General features: G+C 72.3%; 16 protein-coding genes. 7 read left to right on the top strand and 9 right to left on the bottom strand.

The features are described 5' to 3' along the window. Positions 1–156: 156 nt before the first annotated feature. Positions 157–1,020 (top strand): helix-turn-helix transcriptional regulator, encoded by an 864-nt coding sequence (locus QLQ12_RS12840; protein WP_282759688.1) that lies wholly within the window; start codon positions 157–159, stop codon positions 1,018–1,020. 21 nt (positions 1,021–1,041) lie between these two features. After that, a complete protein-coding gene (locus tag QLQ12_RS12835) occupies positions 1,042–1,431 on the top strand; it encodes a winged helix-turn-helix transcriptional regulator (protein WP_282759687.1) in 390 nt (129 codons plus the stop codon). A 38-nt stretch (positions 1,432–1,469) separates the two neighbouring features. Here QLQ12_RS12835 and QLQ12_RS12830 read toward each other — a convergent pair whose 3' ends face one another. Beyond that, the gene (locus QLQ12_RS12830; protein WP_282759685.1) at positions 1,470–1,877 is read right to left on the bottom strand and encodes a RidA family protein; all 408 of its coding nucleotides are present in this window, start codon (positions 1,875–1,877) and stop codon (positions 1,470–1,472) included. 225 nt (positions 1,878–2,102) lie between these two features. On the opposite strand from QLQ12_RS12830, the gene QLQ12_RS12825 reads away from it, so the two are divergent. Genes QLQ12_RS12825 through QLQ12_RS12815 form a run of 3 tightly spaced genes read left to right on the top strand, consistent with a single transcriptional unit; the run spans position 2,103 to position 5,618 of the window. Continuing rightward, entirely contained in the window at positions 2,103–3,296 is a 1,194-nt protein-coding gene (locus QLQ12_RS12825; protein ID WP_282759684.1) for a delta-60 repeat domain-containing protein, read from the top strand. A 21-nt stretch (positions 3,297–3,317) separates the two neighbouring features. After that, positions 3,318–4,490 (top strand): lycopene cyclase family protein, encoded by a 1,173-nt coding sequence (locus QLQ12_RS12820; protein WP_282759682.1) that lies wholly within the window; start codon positions 3,318–3,320, stop codon positions 4,488–4,490. A gap of 60 nt (positions 4,491–4,550) precedes the next feature. Continuing rightward, complete coding sequence (locus tag QLQ12_RS12815) at positions 4,551–5,618, top strand: DUF2855 family protein (RefSeq protein ID WP_282759681.1); 1,068 nt, start codon at positions 4,551–4,553, stop codon at positions 5,616–5,618. A 20-nt stretch (positions 5,619–5,638) separates the two neighbouring features. Here the strand turns inward: QLQ12_RS12815 and QLQ12_RS12810 are convergent, their stop codons facing one another. Continuing rightward, the gene (locus tag QLQ12_RS12810) at positions 5,639–6,247 is read right to left on the bottom strand and encodes a cadmium resistance transporter (protein ID WP_282759680.1); all 609 of its coding nucleotides are present in this window, start codon (positions 6,245–6,247) and stop codon (positions 5,639–5,641) included. Between the two features lie 95 nt (positions 6,248–6,342). Between QLQ12_RS12810 and QLQ12_RS12805 the strand changes: the two genes are divergently transcribed. Continuing rightward, entirely contained in the window at positions 6,343–7,212 is an 870-nt protein-coding gene (locus tag QLQ12_RS12805; RefSeq protein WP_282759678.1) for a polysaccharide deacetylase family protein, read from the top strand. An 83-nt stretch (positions 7,213–7,295) separates the two neighbouring features. On the opposite strand, the gene QLQ12_RS12800 is transcribed toward QLQ12_RS12805, so the two are convergent. The 5 genes from QLQ12_RS12800 to QLQ12_RS12780 all read right to left on the bottom strand — a co-directional run bounded on the left by QLQ12_RS12800 (position 7,296) and on the right by QLQ12_RS12780 (position 11,274). Beyond that, positions 7,296–7,928: a maleylpyruvate isomerase N-terminal domain-containing protein gene (locus tag QLQ12_RS12800; protein WP_282759676.1), complete on the bottom strand. Its 633-nt coding sequence runs from the start codon at positions 7,926–7,928 to the stop codon at positions 7,296–7,298. A gap of 87 nt (positions 7,929–8,015) precedes the next feature. Beyond that, positions 8,016–8,498 carry a bacterioferritin gene (gene bfr / locus QLQ12_RS12795; RefSeq protein ID WP_282759674.1) on the bottom strand — a complete coding sequence of 161 codons (483 nt, stop codon included), beginning with the start codon at positions 8,496–8,498 and terminating at the stop codon, positions 8,016–8,018. A 54-nt stretch (positions 8,499–8,552) separates the two neighbouring features. Then, positions 8,553–8,741, bottom strand: a complete 189-nt coding sequence (locus QLQ12_RS12790) for a (2Fe-2S)-binding protein (protein ID WP_282759672.1) — start codon at positions 8,739–8,741, stop codon at positions 8,553–8,555. Positions 8,742–8,928: 187 nt separating this feature from the next. Next, complete coding sequence (locus QLQ12_RS12785) at positions 8,929–9,570, bottom strand: hypothetical protein (protein ID WP_282759670.1); 642 nt, start codon at positions 9,568–9,570, stop codon at positions 8,929–8,931. 207 nt (positions 9,571–9,777) lie between these two features. After that, positions 9,778–11,274, bottom strand: a complete 1,497-nt coding sequence (locus QLQ12_RS12780) for a flavin-containing monooxygenase (protein WP_282759668.1) — start codon at positions 11,272–11,274, stop codon at positions 9,778–9,780. Positions 11,275–11,344: 70 nt separating this feature from the next. On the opposite strand from QLQ12_RS12780, the gene QLQ12_RS12775 reads away from it, so the two are divergent. Continuing rightward, positions 11,345–12,352 carry an AraC family transcriptional regulator gene (locus QLQ12_RS12775; protein WP_282759666.1) on the top strand — a complete coding sequence of 336 codons (1,008 nt, stop codon included), beginning with the start codon at positions 11,345–11,347 and terminating at the stop codon, positions 12,350–12,352. Positions 12,353–12,375: 23 nt separating this feature from the next. On the opposite strand, the gene QLQ12_RS12770 is transcribed toward QLQ12_RS12775, so the two are convergent. Both QLQ12_RS12770 and QLQ12_RS12765 read right to left on the bottom strand, forming a co-directional pair. Further along, a complete protein-coding gene (locus tag QLQ12_RS12770) occupies positions 12,376–12,909 on the bottom strand; it encodes a DUF3558 family protein (protein ID WP_282759664.1) in 534 nt (177 codons plus the stop codon). Between the two features lie 76 nt (positions 12,910–12,985). After that, positions 12,986–15,655 (bottom strand): BTAD domain-containing putative transcriptional regulator, encoded by a 2,670-nt coding sequence (locus tag QLQ12_RS12765; RefSeq protein ID WP_282759663.1) that lies wholly within the window; start codon positions 15,653–15,655, stop codon positions 12,986–12,988. Between the last annotated feature and the right edge of the window lie 242 nt (positions 15,656–15,897).

Here is a 15,897-nt window from a genome sequence, read left to right as displayed (position 1 = left end):
CGGCGGGTTTCCGGGCCGACGCGCCGGGGCTCCCGCTCGACGGATCCGCAGAGGACTCGGCGCCCCGCGTCATGGATTCCGCGAGCCGGGCACGTGGGGCGAGGGGTGTACTGCCAGTGCATTCCCAGCCGGCGGCGCGGGTCGTACCGTCGGGGCATGGACAACCGAGTCGAGGTGCGGGAGTTCCTCACCTCCCGCCGTGCCCGGATCAGCCCGGACGGGGCCGGCCTGCCGGCCCCGTCCGGGCGGCGCCGCGTGCCCGGCCTGCGCCGCAGTGAGGTCGCCGCGCTGGCTGGCGTGAGTGTGGAGTACTACGCGAAGCTCGAACGCGGCTCGCTCGCCGGGGTCTCGGCGGGGGTCCTCGACGCGATCGCCCGCGCCCTGCGGCTCGACGACGCCGAACGCGCTCATCTGCTGCGCCTGGCGCACGAGGCCGACGGCAGCAACGCGATCCTGCGGCCGCGGCGCCGCGCGAAGCCGTGGGCGCTGCGGCCGACGCTGCGGTGGTCGCTCGACGCGATCACGACCGCCCCGGCGATCGTCACCAACAACCGCGGCGACCTGCTCGCGGCGAACCCGATGGGCCGGGCCATGTTCCACGACCACTTCGCCGACCCGGCCGGCCCGAACTTCGCCCGGTTCGCGTTCCTCGACGCGGCCGCCCGCCGGTTCTATCCCCACTGGGACGTCTCCGCCGACATCATCGTGGCGAACCTGCGCACCTCGGCCGGCAAGGACCCGCACGACAAGAGCCTGCACGACCTGGTCGGCGAGCTCTCCACCCGCAGTGACGCCTTCCGTCGCCGGTGGGCCGCGCACAACGTGCGCACCCACGGCACCGGCGTCAAACAGTTCCATCACCACGTCGTCGGCGATCTCACCCTCTCCTACGAGAGCATGGATCTGCGCGCCGAACCCGACCTCAGCCTGACGGTGTACGCCGCCGAGCCGGGCTCGTCCACCGCCGACGCGCTGCGCCTGCTCGCCTCGTGGGCCGCCACCTCGGTCACGGCGGTCTAGGGTCTGCCGTACTCTCTGCCGGTGGGAACGAGGCAGGAGATCGGTGCGCTGCCGCCGGAGGCCGACCTGGCCCGGGCGGACTCGCTGGCGCGGGAGATCTTCTCCGACGTGGCCAACAAGTGGGCAATGCTGATCATCGAGTTCCTCGGGCAGCGGACCATGCGGTTCAGTGAACTGCGCGACGAGGTCGGCGGCATCAGCCACAAGATGCTCACCCAGAACCTGCGGATGCTGGAGCGCAACGGTCTGGTGGTCCGGACCGTGCACCCCAGCATCCCGCCGCGCGTGGAGTACACGCTCACCGAGGCGGGCGTGGCCCTGCGGGGTGTGGTCGACGGCATGTGCGGCTGGACCCAGCGCTACCTCGGCCACATCGAGGCCTCCCGCAGCGGCTTCGACGCCGGCGGCTAGCCGAGGCGTGTTCTCTCCAGGGGCGGCTGGGCCACGCCTCAGTCGAGGACCGCCGTCGCCTCCAGTTCGACCAGATGCTCGGGCACGTCGAGCGCGGCGATGCCGAACAGCGAGGCCGGCGGGGCGGCGGTGATGCCGAGCCGGGCTTGCGCCCGGCCGACCCCGTCCATCAGGAGCGGCATCCTGTCGGCGGTCCAGTCGACGACGTGGAAGGTCAGTTTCACCACGTCGCCGAAGGACGCGCCGACGCCGGCCAGTGCGGCGGCGACGTTCACGTAGCACTGCTCCACCTGCGCGGCGAGGTCCGCGTCGCCGATCGTCTTGCCGTCGGCGTCCCAGGAGACCTGGCCCGCCACGTGGATCAGCTTGGATCCGGTCGCGACGGACACCTGCCGGTAGACGTCGATCACCGGCAGTCCGGGCGGGTTCACCAGAGTCACGGCCATGGGTTCACTACCTCTCTCTTTCGGTTCCTCAGTAACCGTAAGAGAGTGAGGCTGAGCTGGGAAGAAGGCACTTTATCGATACCGGGTCACCTGTGGGTAACCCGCGTCTGGCCTGGGGTTCGGTATCACGCACCACAGTGGGAGCGAGCGGCACAGCTTTCACCTTTCGGCTTATCCGTGCTGATCCCGCCCGGCACTGGAGGAAACGGACCTATCGTCGCCATCATGATCTTGGCTGGTCCCTCTCCGCGGCGCCGATTCCCGCAGCGCTGCCTCGCGACCCTGCTCACCGGCGCACTCGTCCTGACGGGGACGCCCGCGGACGCCGGGCGCGTCCCGCTGATCTCCGCCGAACCGGACCAGACCGTCGGCTTCGACGGCCTGGTGTACGCCAGCACACACGTCGGCGACACGGTCTACCTGGGCGGCAACTTCACCCACGCGATCGTCGACGGCAAGGAGGTGGCCCGCAAACGGCTCGCCGCCGTCGATGCCCGCACCGGCCGGCTGCTGCCGTGGGCCCCGCTCCTCGACGACACCGTGCTCGCGCTGACCGCCTCCGGCGGCAACCTCTACGTCACCGGCGAGTTCACCACCGTCGCCGGCCAGCCCCGCGCCGGACTGGCCGCGATCAACCTGACCACCGCCGCCGTCAGCCCGCTCAAACACACCATCAAGGGCGTCGGCCAGGCGATCACCGTCGCCGACGGCCGCCTCTACGTGGGCGGCAGCTTCACCGCCGTGAACGGCAGGACGGCCCGCAACCTGGCGGCGTTCCGGCTGTCCGACGGCGCCGTCGACACCGGTTTTCAGGGCGGCACGGACGGCAAGATCCAGGCACTGACCGCCACCGGCCCACGGCTCTACGTCGGCGGGGCCTTCAGGAAGCTCAACGGCACGGACGCGAGCGCCCGCCTCGGTGCGCTCCGCCTGGCCGACGGCAAACTGGACACCGGCTTCCGTCCCCAGGCCCCGTACCCGGTGTTCGGGCTCACCATCGCCGCGGACAAGATCTACGCCGCGGTGGCCGGCGCGGGCGGCCGGGTCGCCGCCTACCAGCCGGACGGCAAACTGGTGTGGAGCAGTGTCACCGACGGTGACGTGCAGGCGATCACCTATCTGAACGGGGCCGTCTACGCCGGCGGCCATTTCACCGTCGCCTGCCCGCAGCCGTCGCGTGACGCCAAGGCCTGGTGCCCGACCAAGAAGATGCGCCCGCAGCCCAAGATGGCCGCCTGGGACCCGAACAACGGCGCCCTGCTCGGCTGGAACCCCCGCAGCAACGGCAAATGGGGTGTCCTCACCATGAAGGCGAACCCGAAACTCCGCACGGTCACCGTCGGCGGCGACTTCACCGCCTTCGGGACGGCCAGCCGGCCCCGGTTCGCCCAGTTTCGTGCCAGTGGGTACGGCGCCTGACGCCGGTGGCAAGCTTGCCCGGTGACAGTGGGAGTCGACGTCGATCTGGCCCTGGTCGGCGGTGGGGGCGCGGCCAGCCTCGTGCTGGCCGCGCTGGGCCGGGAGAACCTGTCCGGGGTGCGGGTGGCGATCGTCGACCCGGTCCACAAGAGGGGCCAGGACCGCACCTGGGCCTTCTGGGGCACGCCCGGAACCGCCCTCGACCCGCTGCTCAGCGCGAGCTGGAACGCGGTCGACGTGGTCACCCCGGCCGCCCGCCGGACGCTGCCGCTGAGCCCGCTGCGGTACGCGATGCTGCGGTCCGGTCCGCTCTACGATCTGGCCGGCGACGCTGAGAAGCGCCTGGACGCGATCCGGATCGCCGCACCCGCCGGGGCGCTGACCGACGACGGCGACCGGGTCGTGGTGTCGCACCCCGACGGCACGCCCCTGGTCCGCGCCGCCTGGGTGCTCGACTCGCGGCCCCGGCGGCCGGCCCGCCCGGGCCGGACGAACTGGCTGCAGCACTTCCGTGGCTGGTGGCTGGAGTCCGGCCGGCCGGTTTTCGACCCGGGGCGGGCGGTGCTGATGGACTTCCGTACCCCGCAGCCGCCCCGTGGGGTGTCGTTCGGCTACGTCCTGCCGGTCAGCGACCGGTTCGCCCTCGTCGAGTACACCGAGTTCTCCCCGGCCGTGCTCTCCGGCGACGCCTACGACGCCGCGCTGCGCGGATACGCCGCCCTGCTCGGCCTCGATCTCGCCACGCTGACCGTGCGGGAGGTGGAGAACGGCGTCATCCCGATGACCGACGGCGTGTTCGAGACCCGTCCGTCGCCGCGGGTGGTGCGGCTGGGCACCGCGGGCGGCGCCACCCGGGCGTCGACCGGTTTCACGTTCACGGCGATGGTCCGCCAGGCCGGCCGGATCGCCGGTGAGGTCGCCGCCGGCCGCCCGCCGCTGCCCGGCCCGCCCTACCCCGCCCGGCACCGCTGGATGGACGCGGTCCAGTTGCGTGCCCTCGACCGCGGTCTGGTCGACGGGGTGGCGTTCTTCGACCGGCTCTTCGACCGCAATCCGGCGCAGCGGGTGCTGCGTTTCCTCGACGGCACCACCTCGCTCGCCGAGGACCTGACCCTGATGGCCTCCAGCCCGCTGCTCCCGATGGCTCGCGCGGCCGGCGGCGACGCCCTCGCCCGGCTGCGCCGGAAGCGGTGAGTGGGATTTTGCACTCTCAGTGCACTTGTCCCGTCCGGGCAGGCTGTTTACCGTCACGGCATGCCTGATTCATGGACGTTCGCCGTTGCCCGCGACGACCTCGGCCGCACCACCCTGGCAGAGACGTCGACACCCGCCCTGGTCGACGGTGAGGCGCTGCTGCGGGTCGACCGGGTCGGGCTGACCGCCAACAACGTCACCTACGCGGTGCTCGGCGAGTCCATGCGCTATTGGCAGTTCTTCCCTGGCGAGCCGCGCGGGCTCGGCCCCGAGTGGGGCCTTCCGCCGCTGTGGGGCTTCGCCGAGGTCGTCGAGTCGACGGTCGCCGGCGTCGACAAGGGCCAGCGGGTGTACGGCTACCTCCCGCCCGCCGGGCACCTGGTGGTGCGCCCGGACCGCGTCGACTCCACCGGCTTCCGCGACGCCACCGAGCACCGGGCCGACCTCCCATCGCCCTACAACGCCTACCGGTCGGTCACCGGCGACGCCGCCTACCGCGCCGACCAGGAGGATCTGCTGATCCTGTTCCGGCCGCTGTTCTTCACCTCGTTCATGCTCGCCGACCAGGTCGCCGACAACGGCTTCTACCGCGCCGACCAGCTCATTCTCTCCTCGGCGTCCAGCAAGACGGCGTACGCCGCCGCCTTCGAACTGCACGGCCGGGGACCCGGGATCGTCGGGCTCACCTCACCCGGCAACGTCGCCTTCACCGAGTCCCTCGGCTGCTACGACACGGTGCTCACCTACGACGCCGTCGAGGACCTCGGTACGAAGTCCTCGGTCTACCTCGACCTGTCCGGGGCGCCGGACACCCGCGCCGCCCTCCGTGCCCGGCTCGGCGACCACCTCGTGCGTGACATCGCCGTCGGCCTCACCAACCGGATTCCCAACGCCGACGCCGCCGGCGAGGTGTTCTTCGCCCCGGTGCAGATGCGCAAACGCCGCCAGGACTGGGGCCGCGACGGCCTGGACGAGCGGTTCGCCGAGGCCTGGAAGCGTTTCGCCGCGGTGGCCGGGCAGTGGCTCGATGTGCGGGCCGGCGCCGGCCCCGAGGACCTGCGGCGGGCCTGGCTGGAGGTTCTGGACGGCCGCACCCCGCCGCGCGTCGGCCAGGTCGTCCAGCTCTGACGCCCGGCCCGGGGTCCGTCCTACAGCCCGAACGCTCCGCCTTCGGCCAGGATCAGCACGCCGACGCCGATCAGCACCACCGGCAGCAGGACGTGGCCCCAGCGGCCGAGCGCCCTCGCCACCACCGGGCGGGTGGCGAAGAACCGGCCGGCCGCCACCCAGACGGCGACCAGCAGCAGGAACACCGCCACGAAGACGACCATGCCGCCGGCGCCCGTGGTCGCGAAGACGGGGACGTAGACGCCGATGTTGTCGCCGCCGTTCGCGAACGTGACCGAGGCGACCGTCAGAACGCCCGGCCCGCCCGTACCGCTGACGTCGTCGTCCTCGTCCTCGCCGCGGTCTCGCCACGCCTGCGCCGCCGCCTTGACACCGAGCAGCAGCGGCAGCAGACCGAGGTAGGGAAGGGCCGCGCCGGGCAGGAACGTCACTCCGATAGCGGCCGCGACGGCGACGGCGACGATGCCCGCGAACCCGAGGTACTGGCCGGTGAGGATGTCGCGGGTCGTGTGGCGGCGCCCGGCGCCCCGGGCGAAGAACAGGGCCAGGATCACGATGTCGTCGATGTTGGTGGCCGTGAACAGGCCCACCGCCTGCCCGATGACGCCCGCGTTCAATTCGGCCTCCACCGGGATCGTGACGGCGACCAGCTTCTCATGGCGTGATCATCGGCCGGGCGGGGGCGGTGTGGCGGCGGGGCGGGAGCGATGGCATCGTCGCGGGCATGTCGATCCCTCCGCGACTCCTCGCCCTCTGCGCGGCGCTCGTCCTGTCCGGATGCTCCTCCGCGCAGCCCACGCCCGCGCCCGTGCGGGCGTCCGGCCCGGTCGTCGAGGCCGCGCCCGCGGCGCCGAACCCGTCGGCCGCGCAGTCGGGATCCGCGCCGGCCCGGCAGCCGGGCGCGAGCAGTCCCGGCGTCCTGCCGCCGGTGATCCAGAACGGTCCTCGTGACCGCCAACAGGTGGCGCTGACGTTCGACGCCGACATGACCGACGCGATGATCGCCCGGCTGAAGCGGGGCGAGGTCGCCTCCTACGCGAACCTGCGCCTGCTGGGCATGCTGGAGCAGCGCGGGATTCCCGCCACGTTCTTCGTCACCGGCCAGTGGGCCGAGCAGTACCCCGAGGTCACCCGCCGGATCGCCGGCAACCCGCGGTTCGAGATCGCCAACCACAGTTATGAGCACGCGGCTTTCACCGGCGACTGCTACAACCTGCCGCGGGTGCCGGCGGACGCGATGACCGAGGACGTCGCCAAGACGTTCCGGGCGCTGGAGCCGTTCGGCGGCAGGCAGACCCGCTACTTCCGGTTCCCCGGCCTCTGCCACGACCGGAAGGCGCTGCAGGCCCTGGCGCCGCTCGGTGTCACCGTGGTCGACGGCGACGTGGTCAGCGGGGATCCGTTCGCCCGCGGTCCGGCGCCGGTCGTGAACGCGGTGCTGTCGCAGGTCAAGCCGGGATCGGTCATCATCCTGCACGTCACCGAGGCCAACGCCCTCTACACCGACGACGCGCTTCCCGAGATCCTCGCCGGCCTGCGCCGGCGCGGCCTGGAGCCGGTCACGCTCTCCGACCTGCTGGCGGGCGGCCGCTGATCCGGTCTGGCGACGCGGCCGCTGGTCCCTTGGGGTGGGCGGCAGAGCTGCTGGTCCGGTGCGGCCGGGCGGTGGGTTGCCGGTCAGAGGGCGGCGATCCCGGTGGGCGCCCGCTCATGCCGGGCCAGGGCACGCAGCACGGCCGTCCCGCCGTGCCGGGACGCCGACCACCGGCACAGCAGATCGAGAACCGTCTCCAGCGCCGACGGGGGCAGGACCGGGGTCGCCACGCCGACGCTGACGGCCAGGTCGTCGGAGTGCACCGCGATCTCCAGCATCCGGGTGGTGAGGAAGTCGTCCAGCGTCAACGCCCACGGCCCCCACGGCAGCTGGATGATCCGCTCCACGGGTTCGGCGGGAAGCCGCCGCCGCAGATCGGTGAGGGCGGCGGTGACCTCGGTGTGCATGGCGGTCACTCCGGCGGCGGCGGTGTCCTCGCCGCTCTGCCGGATGCCGGTGTTGAGCGCGCTGTCGATGTCCCCGTCGGTCCACGTCGACCGGCCGTAGTGCTCCACCAACGACACCGGTGCCGTGCCGGGCGGTTCGCTGTCCAGCACGCCGACGACCTGGGTGACCTGGCCGGCCAGATGCCCGGCGACCCCGCAGACCCGGAACTTGCGCAGGCAGCTCGGCTCCGTCCAGCAGCGGGCCACCGCCGGGTCGGCCAGAAGCGTGGTGGCCACCGCCGCCGTGTCCAGATAGTCCTGCCTGACCATCGCCGCCACCTCCCGCCGATCAACGCAGTGTGACAGTGCGGTCGCGCTCAGCGCCAGAGCGGCCGAGCGTTTCCGTGTGCCGGAGGACTAACCCGCCTCCGGATGGTCCGTGACGTTCTGCAGGTAGAGCGCCTCGCCCAGCTTCTCGATCAGGGCAAGCTGCGTCTCCAGGTAATCCACGTGGTGCTCCTCGTCGATGAGGATGTCCTCGAAGATCCGGGCCGACGTGACGTCACCGATCGAGCGCATGTACTCCAGGCCGCGGCGCAGCCGGTCGACCGCCTCGACCTCGATCTTCATGTCGCACTCGAACTGCTCCTTGACCGACTCGCCGATCCGCAGCACGGACAGCTTCTGATAGTTGGGCAGTCCTTCGAGGAAAAGGATGCGGTCGGTGAGGACCTCGGCGTGACGCATCTCGTCGATCGACTCGGCCTTGGTGTGCTTCGCGAGCACGGTGTATCCCCAGTTCTCCTGCATCTTCGCGTGCAGGAAGTACTGGTTGATCGCGGTCAGTTCCGCGGTGAGCTGCTCATTGAGGAACTCGATGACACGGGCGTCACCTTGCATGCCGAATACCCCCAGTTATGGCTAACTGGGGTTGATCGTAACCGCTTGGTGACGCTATGCGACCAATGGCAGGCGCGTGTCGACGGTCTCCTCTTCGATCAGGTCACAGATCCGGTCCAGGCAACTGCCGCAACCCGTTCCGGCGCCGCAGGCGTCCCCGACGGACTCCTCCGTGTGCGCACCGGCGCGGATGACGGCGCGGACCACACGCTCGCGGACTTGAAGACAGATACAGGCGTACATCGAGCGTGGGTTCCTTCGATTTGCTTAGCCTTACCTTCGTTAGGTTGCCCTAAAAGCCCTGCTCACGCAAGCTCTGTGAGCCAAGCCGCTGTCTCGTGCAGGGGCGCCCATCAAAGGCCGTCGCTGCGAGGCGAGCCGGGGCGGATGGCCGTTCCTCGGTATTTCACGCTGCCGGGCGGCGGATGAATCAGGTGGCGGCCATCTCCTGCACCCGCGCCCGCACCGTCAAGGTCTTCGACATCGTGGCGTCGCCGTCGAACGCGGTGAGCGTGTAGGTGTGCGCCTGATAACTGCCCGGCTCCCCGCCGCACGGGAAGTTGACCCGCGTGGAGCCGGTGACGCCGTACTCGGCGTAGTGACCGGGACCGTCGACCGCCAGAGTGGTCCGGTCCGCGCCGGTGACCTGCCACTCCAGGATCACCGGGTCACCCTCGTGGCGCACCTGGTCGGTGCCGGACGGGCAGGCCGGCGGTGACACGACCCGGAAGTGGACGATGACCGGCCGGGCCGGCGCCGGCGACGTCGTGCCGGACACCGCGCGCGTGGTGGCCGGGGGCTTCGGCGTACCCCTGCTCGGCTCGGGCTCGGGCTCTGGCTCGGACGCGGGGCCGTCCGGGAGCGGGCCGGCGGCGGCGGAGAGAGCGGCGCCCGGGGCAGAGGCCGGGGTGGACGTCTCCGGCTCGGGGCCGAGGCCCGTGCCGGCCTCCGTGCCGCGCGTCCGGGACAGTGCGGCGCCACCCGCCACGGCCGCGATCACCATGAACAGCAGAGCCGCGACGAACCAGCGGCGCCCTGTGGCCGCCGGCGGTGTGGCGTTCTGATCCGACACGTTCCCTCCCTGCCGAGCACCGGGTGTGGCGGCAGTCTAGGAACGCGGTGACCGGGTCAGTTCCGCCCGCGCTCCGGCCTGGCACGAAGCCGGTACTGGCGTGGCGGAACCGGCGCGTGGCGGGCGCCGCTCACCGCGGGACTCGCGGCTCGCCGACGCGGCCGTGGAGGCCTGCCCCTCGCCGGGCCCCGGCGAGTTCGTCCGCGGTCACGCTCCCACTCCCGATCGGTCCGCGACGCGGGTGAAGTGCAGTTCGGGGTCGGTGACGTCATCGGAGCGCAGCAGCTTGACGTCGGAGGAGTAGCTCATCGAGGTCAGCCACGGCATCCGGTCACCCTGCCGGGGCAGATCGCCGACGACCCGCTGGATGTAGCCGGCGGCGAAGTCCAGGAACGGCCGGGTCGGCATCGCCGGGTCGGCGAGCTCGGGACGGCAGACGTCGTAGCCGTGGGAGTCCATGTGCGCCAGCAACCGGCAGAAGTGCTCGCACAGCAGCCCGATCTTGAGCGTCCACGAGGAGTTGGTGTAGCCGATCGCGTAGGCGAGGTTCGGCACGCCGGACAGCATCACGCCCTTGTAGGCGACGGTGTCACGCAACAGCACCGGCTCCCCGTCCACGGTCACGGTGACGCCGCCGAACGCCTGCACGTTCAGGCCGGTCGCCGTGACGATGATGTCGGCCTCCAGTTCCCGGCCGGACTCCAGCAGCACGCCGTTCTCGGTGAACGTGACGATCCGGTCGGTCACCACCGAGGCCTGACCGTGCCGGATCGCCCGGAACAGATCGCCGTCGGGAACCGCGCACAGCCGCTGGTCCCACGGGCTGTACGGCGGGTTGAAGTGCTCGTCGACCGGATAGCCGTCCGGCAGTTGCCGGGTGTTGACCCAGCGGATCAGCCGGCGGGCCGCCGTCGGGAACCGCTTACAGAACCGCCAGACCGCGAGCTGCTTGAGGATGTTCTTGCGACGAGCCAGCGCATACCCCCGCTGGTCTCCGAAGATCTTCCGCAGCAGTTCGGCCAGGGCGTCCTCGCGCGGGACGGGCATCACGTACGACGGCGTCCGCTGCAGCATCGTCACGTGCGCCGCGGTGTCCGCCATGGCCGGGACCAGGGTCACCGCGGTGGCGCCGCTTCCGATGATCACGACCCGTTTGCCGGTGTGGTCGAGGTCCTCCGGCCAGTGCTGCGGGTGCACGATGGGGCCGCGGAACCGGTCGCGGCCGGAGAACACCGGCGTGAACCCCTCGTCGTAGCGGTAGTAGCCGCTCGCCGAGAACAGCCACCCCGCCGAGAGCAGCAGGCGCTCACCGGTGTCGGTGCGCTCGATCTCGACCGTCCAGCGTGCCCGCTCGCTGGACCAGGAGGCGGCCAGCACCCGGTGGTGGTAACGGATCGCCCCGCCGAGACCGTTCTCGCTGATCGTCTCGCGCAGGTACGACAGGATCCGCGGCGCGTCGGCGATGGACTGCCGGTCCCGCCACGGTTTGAACTCGTACCCGAAGGTGTGCAGGTCGGAGTCGGAGCGGATGCCCGGATAGCGGAAGAGGTCCCAGGTCCCGCCGGAGGCGGCGCGGGCCTCCAGGATCGCGAAGGTCTTCGCCGAAAGCTCGGTCCTGAGGTACCGGGCGGCGCCGATGCCGGAGATCCCGGCGCCGATGATGAGCACGTCCAGGTGTTCCACCGGCTCAGCCACGTCTGCCATGCGCTCCAGTGTGCGGAGAACATCGATCACGCTCTTGACCTGACACGACAACTGTTTGACCCTGTACGACATGCCGCTGATCCGGTCCGCAGGGCTACGAGGCTTCCGGGCCACGGTCGCCGAACTCGGCGGCGACGCCGAGGCCTACGCGCACGCCGCCGGCCTTCCCGCGGCGGCGCTCGACGCCGACGACATGCTGGTCAACGACGACGCCCTCGCGCGCACGCTCGAGGTCGCCGCCCACTGTCTGAGCTGCCCCGACCTGGGCCTGCGCGTCGCCGTGCGGCAGGATCTCGGCACACTCGGGCCGCTCGCCCTGGCCATCCAGCACTCGCCGACCGCCGGTGACGCCCTGGAACGCACCTCGCGGTACCTGTTCGTGCACGCCGAGGCGCACAGCCTCACGCTGGAGGCGGACCCGTACGGCCAGCCGGGAACCGTCGCCCTGCGCTACGACATCGGGCGGGGCCGTCCCGCACCGGTCCAGGGCACCGACCTGTGCCTCGGGTTCCTGCACCGGGCCATCATCACCCTGATCGGCCCCTATGATCTGCGCAGCGTCGAACTGCCGTACCGGCCGCGGGCGCCGCTCACCGCCTACCAGGACTTCTTCGGCGCTCCGGTGCGCATCGAGCGCCCGTCGGTGATGCTGCGCATGCCGGCCGGGCTGCTGCGGCACCCCCTCGACCGCGGTGATCCGCAGCTGAGCCACCTGGCGCTGGCGTTCCTCGCCGAACAGGCGGCGCGGACCGGCCCCGGCATCACCCAGCAGGTGCACGCCGCGCTCGTCCAGACGCTCGGCACCGCGCCCGCCGAGATCGGCGCGATCGCCGCCCTGCTCAACCTGCATCCGAGGACGCTCCAGCGGCGCCTGCGCGCCCACGGCACCACGTTCGCCGCCGTCCTCGACGACGTCCGCCGGGCCGCCGCGCACCGCTACCTGACCGGCACCGACACGCCGTTGGGTCAGGTCGCGGGACTGCTCGGCCTCTCCGAACAGTCCGCCCTGACCCGCTGCTGCCGCCGCTGGTTCGGCGCCACCCCGACCGCGATCCGGCGGGCGTCAGGGAGCACGTGAGCCGCGGGCGCCGCCCGGCGGGCTCAGATCAGCGGGATCAGGGCCTGCGCGATCTCCTTCGCGTCGTCCAGGTTCTGCTCGTCGGAGGCGCCGCGGGAATAGACGTCGATCTGTACCGTGCCGTGCAGGACGTAGAGGTGACCGGAGTGCGCGTAGGCGTCCTGGCCCACCCCGTCCACCCACTCGGCCTCGGCGATCGTGACGTCGAAGTCCTCGGCGGTGGTGCGGGTCAGGAAGATCGCGACCTGGCCGCCGGACTGCTGCCACTGGCAGTGCCGGGTCGTGTCCCCGCTGCCGCCGCCGTCCTCGTCGACCTGGGTCACCTCACGGCCGGTGAGATCCGCGACGTCGCCGGAGTCCAGCAGGGTGCACGGGTCGGGCAGGTCCCCGCCGTCCTTCACCGACTCCTTCGCGGACTCCCCGGCCGCCGGCGTCGCAACGGCGGTGGCGGTCTTCGCGATGGGGACGCCACCGGCGGCGGCGCTTCCGATGGCTCCGCAACCGCCGGTGAGCGCGACGGCGAGGATGGCGGTCAGGGCTACGAGGCGGTGCTTCACGGGAGTCTCCTTGGCGATGGTGCCGGGCTGGTGCTTAAGACCATGAGGCAGGCCGCCAAAGAAATCCCAAAGACGCTCAGACCGCGAGCAGCGCTGTCACCACATCGGGTAACGAGGTCGCGTTCGCCTCCCGGTAGGCGGTCGCGACTCCGGCCGTGCCCAGGCTCTCTCTCGCCGTCCTCTCCGCCGCGTCGCGGTCGGCGATCTCGTCGGGCGTGAAGCTCGGCGCGCCGAGCGCCGACCGCTCCCGTGCGGCGAGCGCCAGCAGCCGCAACCCGCCCGCCGCGTCGCCCTCGAGGACGTCGAGTTGCGCGAGCCCCTCGACGGCGTCGAGCTGGCCCTCGACGATCCCCAGCTCGGTGTAGATGGCCAGGGCCTCCCGCATCGCCGACCGGGCCGGCGCCGACCGTCCCCGGCGGCGGTCGGTGGCCGACAGGTTCGTCAGCGCCGCCGCCTCGCCTCGCCGGTCACCCAGCTCCCGGAACCCCTGAAGGGCCCGCGCGAACAGCGGCTCCGCCTCGTCGAGACGGCCCATGCAGCGCAGTGTCCCGGCCGTGTTGTTCGACGCCGCCGCCACCATCCGCGCGTCCGACGCCTCCCGCGCCGTCCGCAACGCCTCGAACCCGAACTCCAGCGACGCCGGATAGTCCTCCTGCGCCTGCGCGGTGATCAGCAGATTGTTCAGCGCGGCGAGCACCCCGCCGCGGTCGCCGACCGCCCGGAACGTGGCCAGGCACTCCTCGCCCAGCCGCCGGGCCTCCGCCAGGTCACCGGAGTTGCGGGCCAGCGCGGCCGCCGCCCGCAACGCCCGGCCGCGCAGCGCCGACGACTGCGCCGAAGCCGCCGCGAGGGCACGTCCCAGCAGCTCGCGGCCCTCGGCCATCCGGCCGGCGATCCACCAGTACCACCACATTCCGGTCGCGAGTGTCAGTCCGCGTTCCGGGTCGCCGTCCCGCAACGCCCAGTCGATCGCGGCCACGATCGTGTCATGGTCCGCGGCGATGCCTTCGAGCCACGCGGCGTGCGCCGGTCCGTCCGACGGCGGGGGCGCCGCCAGGCGGCTCTCCCAGAGACCGGCCAGCCTGCCGTACGCGATGACGCGCTCGTCGGCGGCGAGATGCTCGCGGGCGTACGCGCGGATCATCTCGATCAGCCGGTAGCGCCCGCCGGTGTGCTCCACCATCGACCGGTCCACCAGTTGCGTCAGGGTGTCGATCGGGTCGGCGCCGTAGACCTCCTCGGCGGCGGCCAGGTCGAACCCCCCGGCGAACACTCCGAGCAGCCGCAGCAGCTTCTGCTGCGGCAGGTCGAGCAGGTCGTACCCCCAGTCGATCGCCGCCCGCATGGTTCGGTGCCGTGCCGACGGCGATGTGCCGCTCAGCAGGTCGAGCTGCCGGTCCAGCCGGGACGCGACCTCGGACAGCGGCAGCGCCCGCAGCCGGGCGGCGGCCAGCTCGATCGCCAGCGGCAGACCGTCCACGCGCCGGCACAACTCGGCCGCCGCGGCCTGCTCGGCCGCGCCCAGCCCCACACCGCCGCGTGCGGCCGCCACCCGGTCGGCGAGCAGCCGGACCGCGTCCGCGTGCGGATCGGTCGCGTCCGGCGCCGGTGTGGCCAGCCCGCCCAACGCGAAGATCACCTCGCCGCCGAGGCCGAGCTGCTCCCGGCTGGTCGCCAGGATCCGCACTCCCGGGCAGGCCGCCAGCAGTGTGTACGCGAGTTCCGCCGCGGCGGCCCGCACGTGCTCGCAGTTGTCGAGCACCACCAGAACCCGCCCGGTGAGCTGCCGCGCCACGGTCGTCAGCACGGGCACGCCGGGTTCCTCACGGACGCCGGCGGACGCCGCCATGCGCGCGCCGAGCGGCCCGTCACGGTGCTCGGCCAGTTCGACGACGTGCACCGCGTCGTGCTCACCGGCCACCTCGCGGGCCACCTCCAGGCTGAGCCGGGTCTTCCCCGCTCCTCCCGGCCCGACGACGGTCAGCAGCCGGGCGGTCCCGAGCAGTTCGATCAGCCGGTCCAGCTCGGCCCGCCGCCCGATGAAGCGGCTGCGCCGCGCCGGCAATCCGGGCGCTGGCCGGTCGAGCGTCGGGTCCTGCCTCCGCACGGCCGCGGCGAGCGCTTCCAGCTCACCACCCGGCCGCGCCCCCAGCCGGGCGAGAGCCTCCCCGGTACGGCCGAACGCGCCCAGCGCGTCGCCGGCCCGCCCGGACCGATACAGCGCCAGCATGAGCAACTTGACCAGGCCCTCCGCGGCCGGCTGCTCAGCGGCCCAGGCCGCCAGCTCGGTGGCGGCCGCGACGTGCCGGCCCTGGGCGAGTGCCCGCCGTCCCCACTCCGTCCGGGCCGCCAGCCGCAACTCGCCGAGCCGGGCCGCGTCGGCCGCCACCGAGGGCGCCCCGGCGACCCCCTCGTAGGCGTCCCCGCGCCACAACTCCAGCGCGCCGCTCTCCTCGAACTCGGCGGCGTCGAATCCCGCGCCGGCGAGGTCCAGGCGATAGCCACCCGGGGCGGTCCGCATGCGGTCGCCGACGACCTTGCGCAGCGCCGACACGTGCATCTGCAGTGTCGCGCTCGCGGTCGACGGGGCGCCGTCCGGCCACAGCTCGTCCAGCAGCCGCTCGGAGGTGACCGGCCGGCCGCGGGCGGCCAGAAGCACGGCGAGCAGGGCCCGCGGTTTCGGCGCCAGAGCCGCCTCGCCGGCATCGGTGCGCACCCGCACCGGCCCCAGGACCTCGAACCGCACCCACACCTCCGCCGAACCGGTCAGACAGGCGTGCCCACAAGCTTCGCCACAGGCGTGTCCACATGCTAAGGCCCGGCGGGCCGGCCGGCCGTTCCCGCCACGATCGTGGCCGTCGTCCGCGCCGGCGTTTGACGACCAGATAGTAAGTGCGCATACTAAATGCATGAGGACGCCCACCACCGGCAAGATCATCTTTGACGTTCCACCGCGGGCCTTCGCCGAGTTCGTGCGGGCGGCCCGCG

This window comes from Actinoplanes sandaracinus (genome assembly GCF_030009775.1).
Lineage (GTDB): Bacteria > Actinomycetota > Actinomycetes > Mycobacteriales > Micromonosporaceae > Actinoplanes > Actinoplanes sandaracinus.
This window is presented reverse-complemented; position numbering and strand designations above follow the sequence as displayed.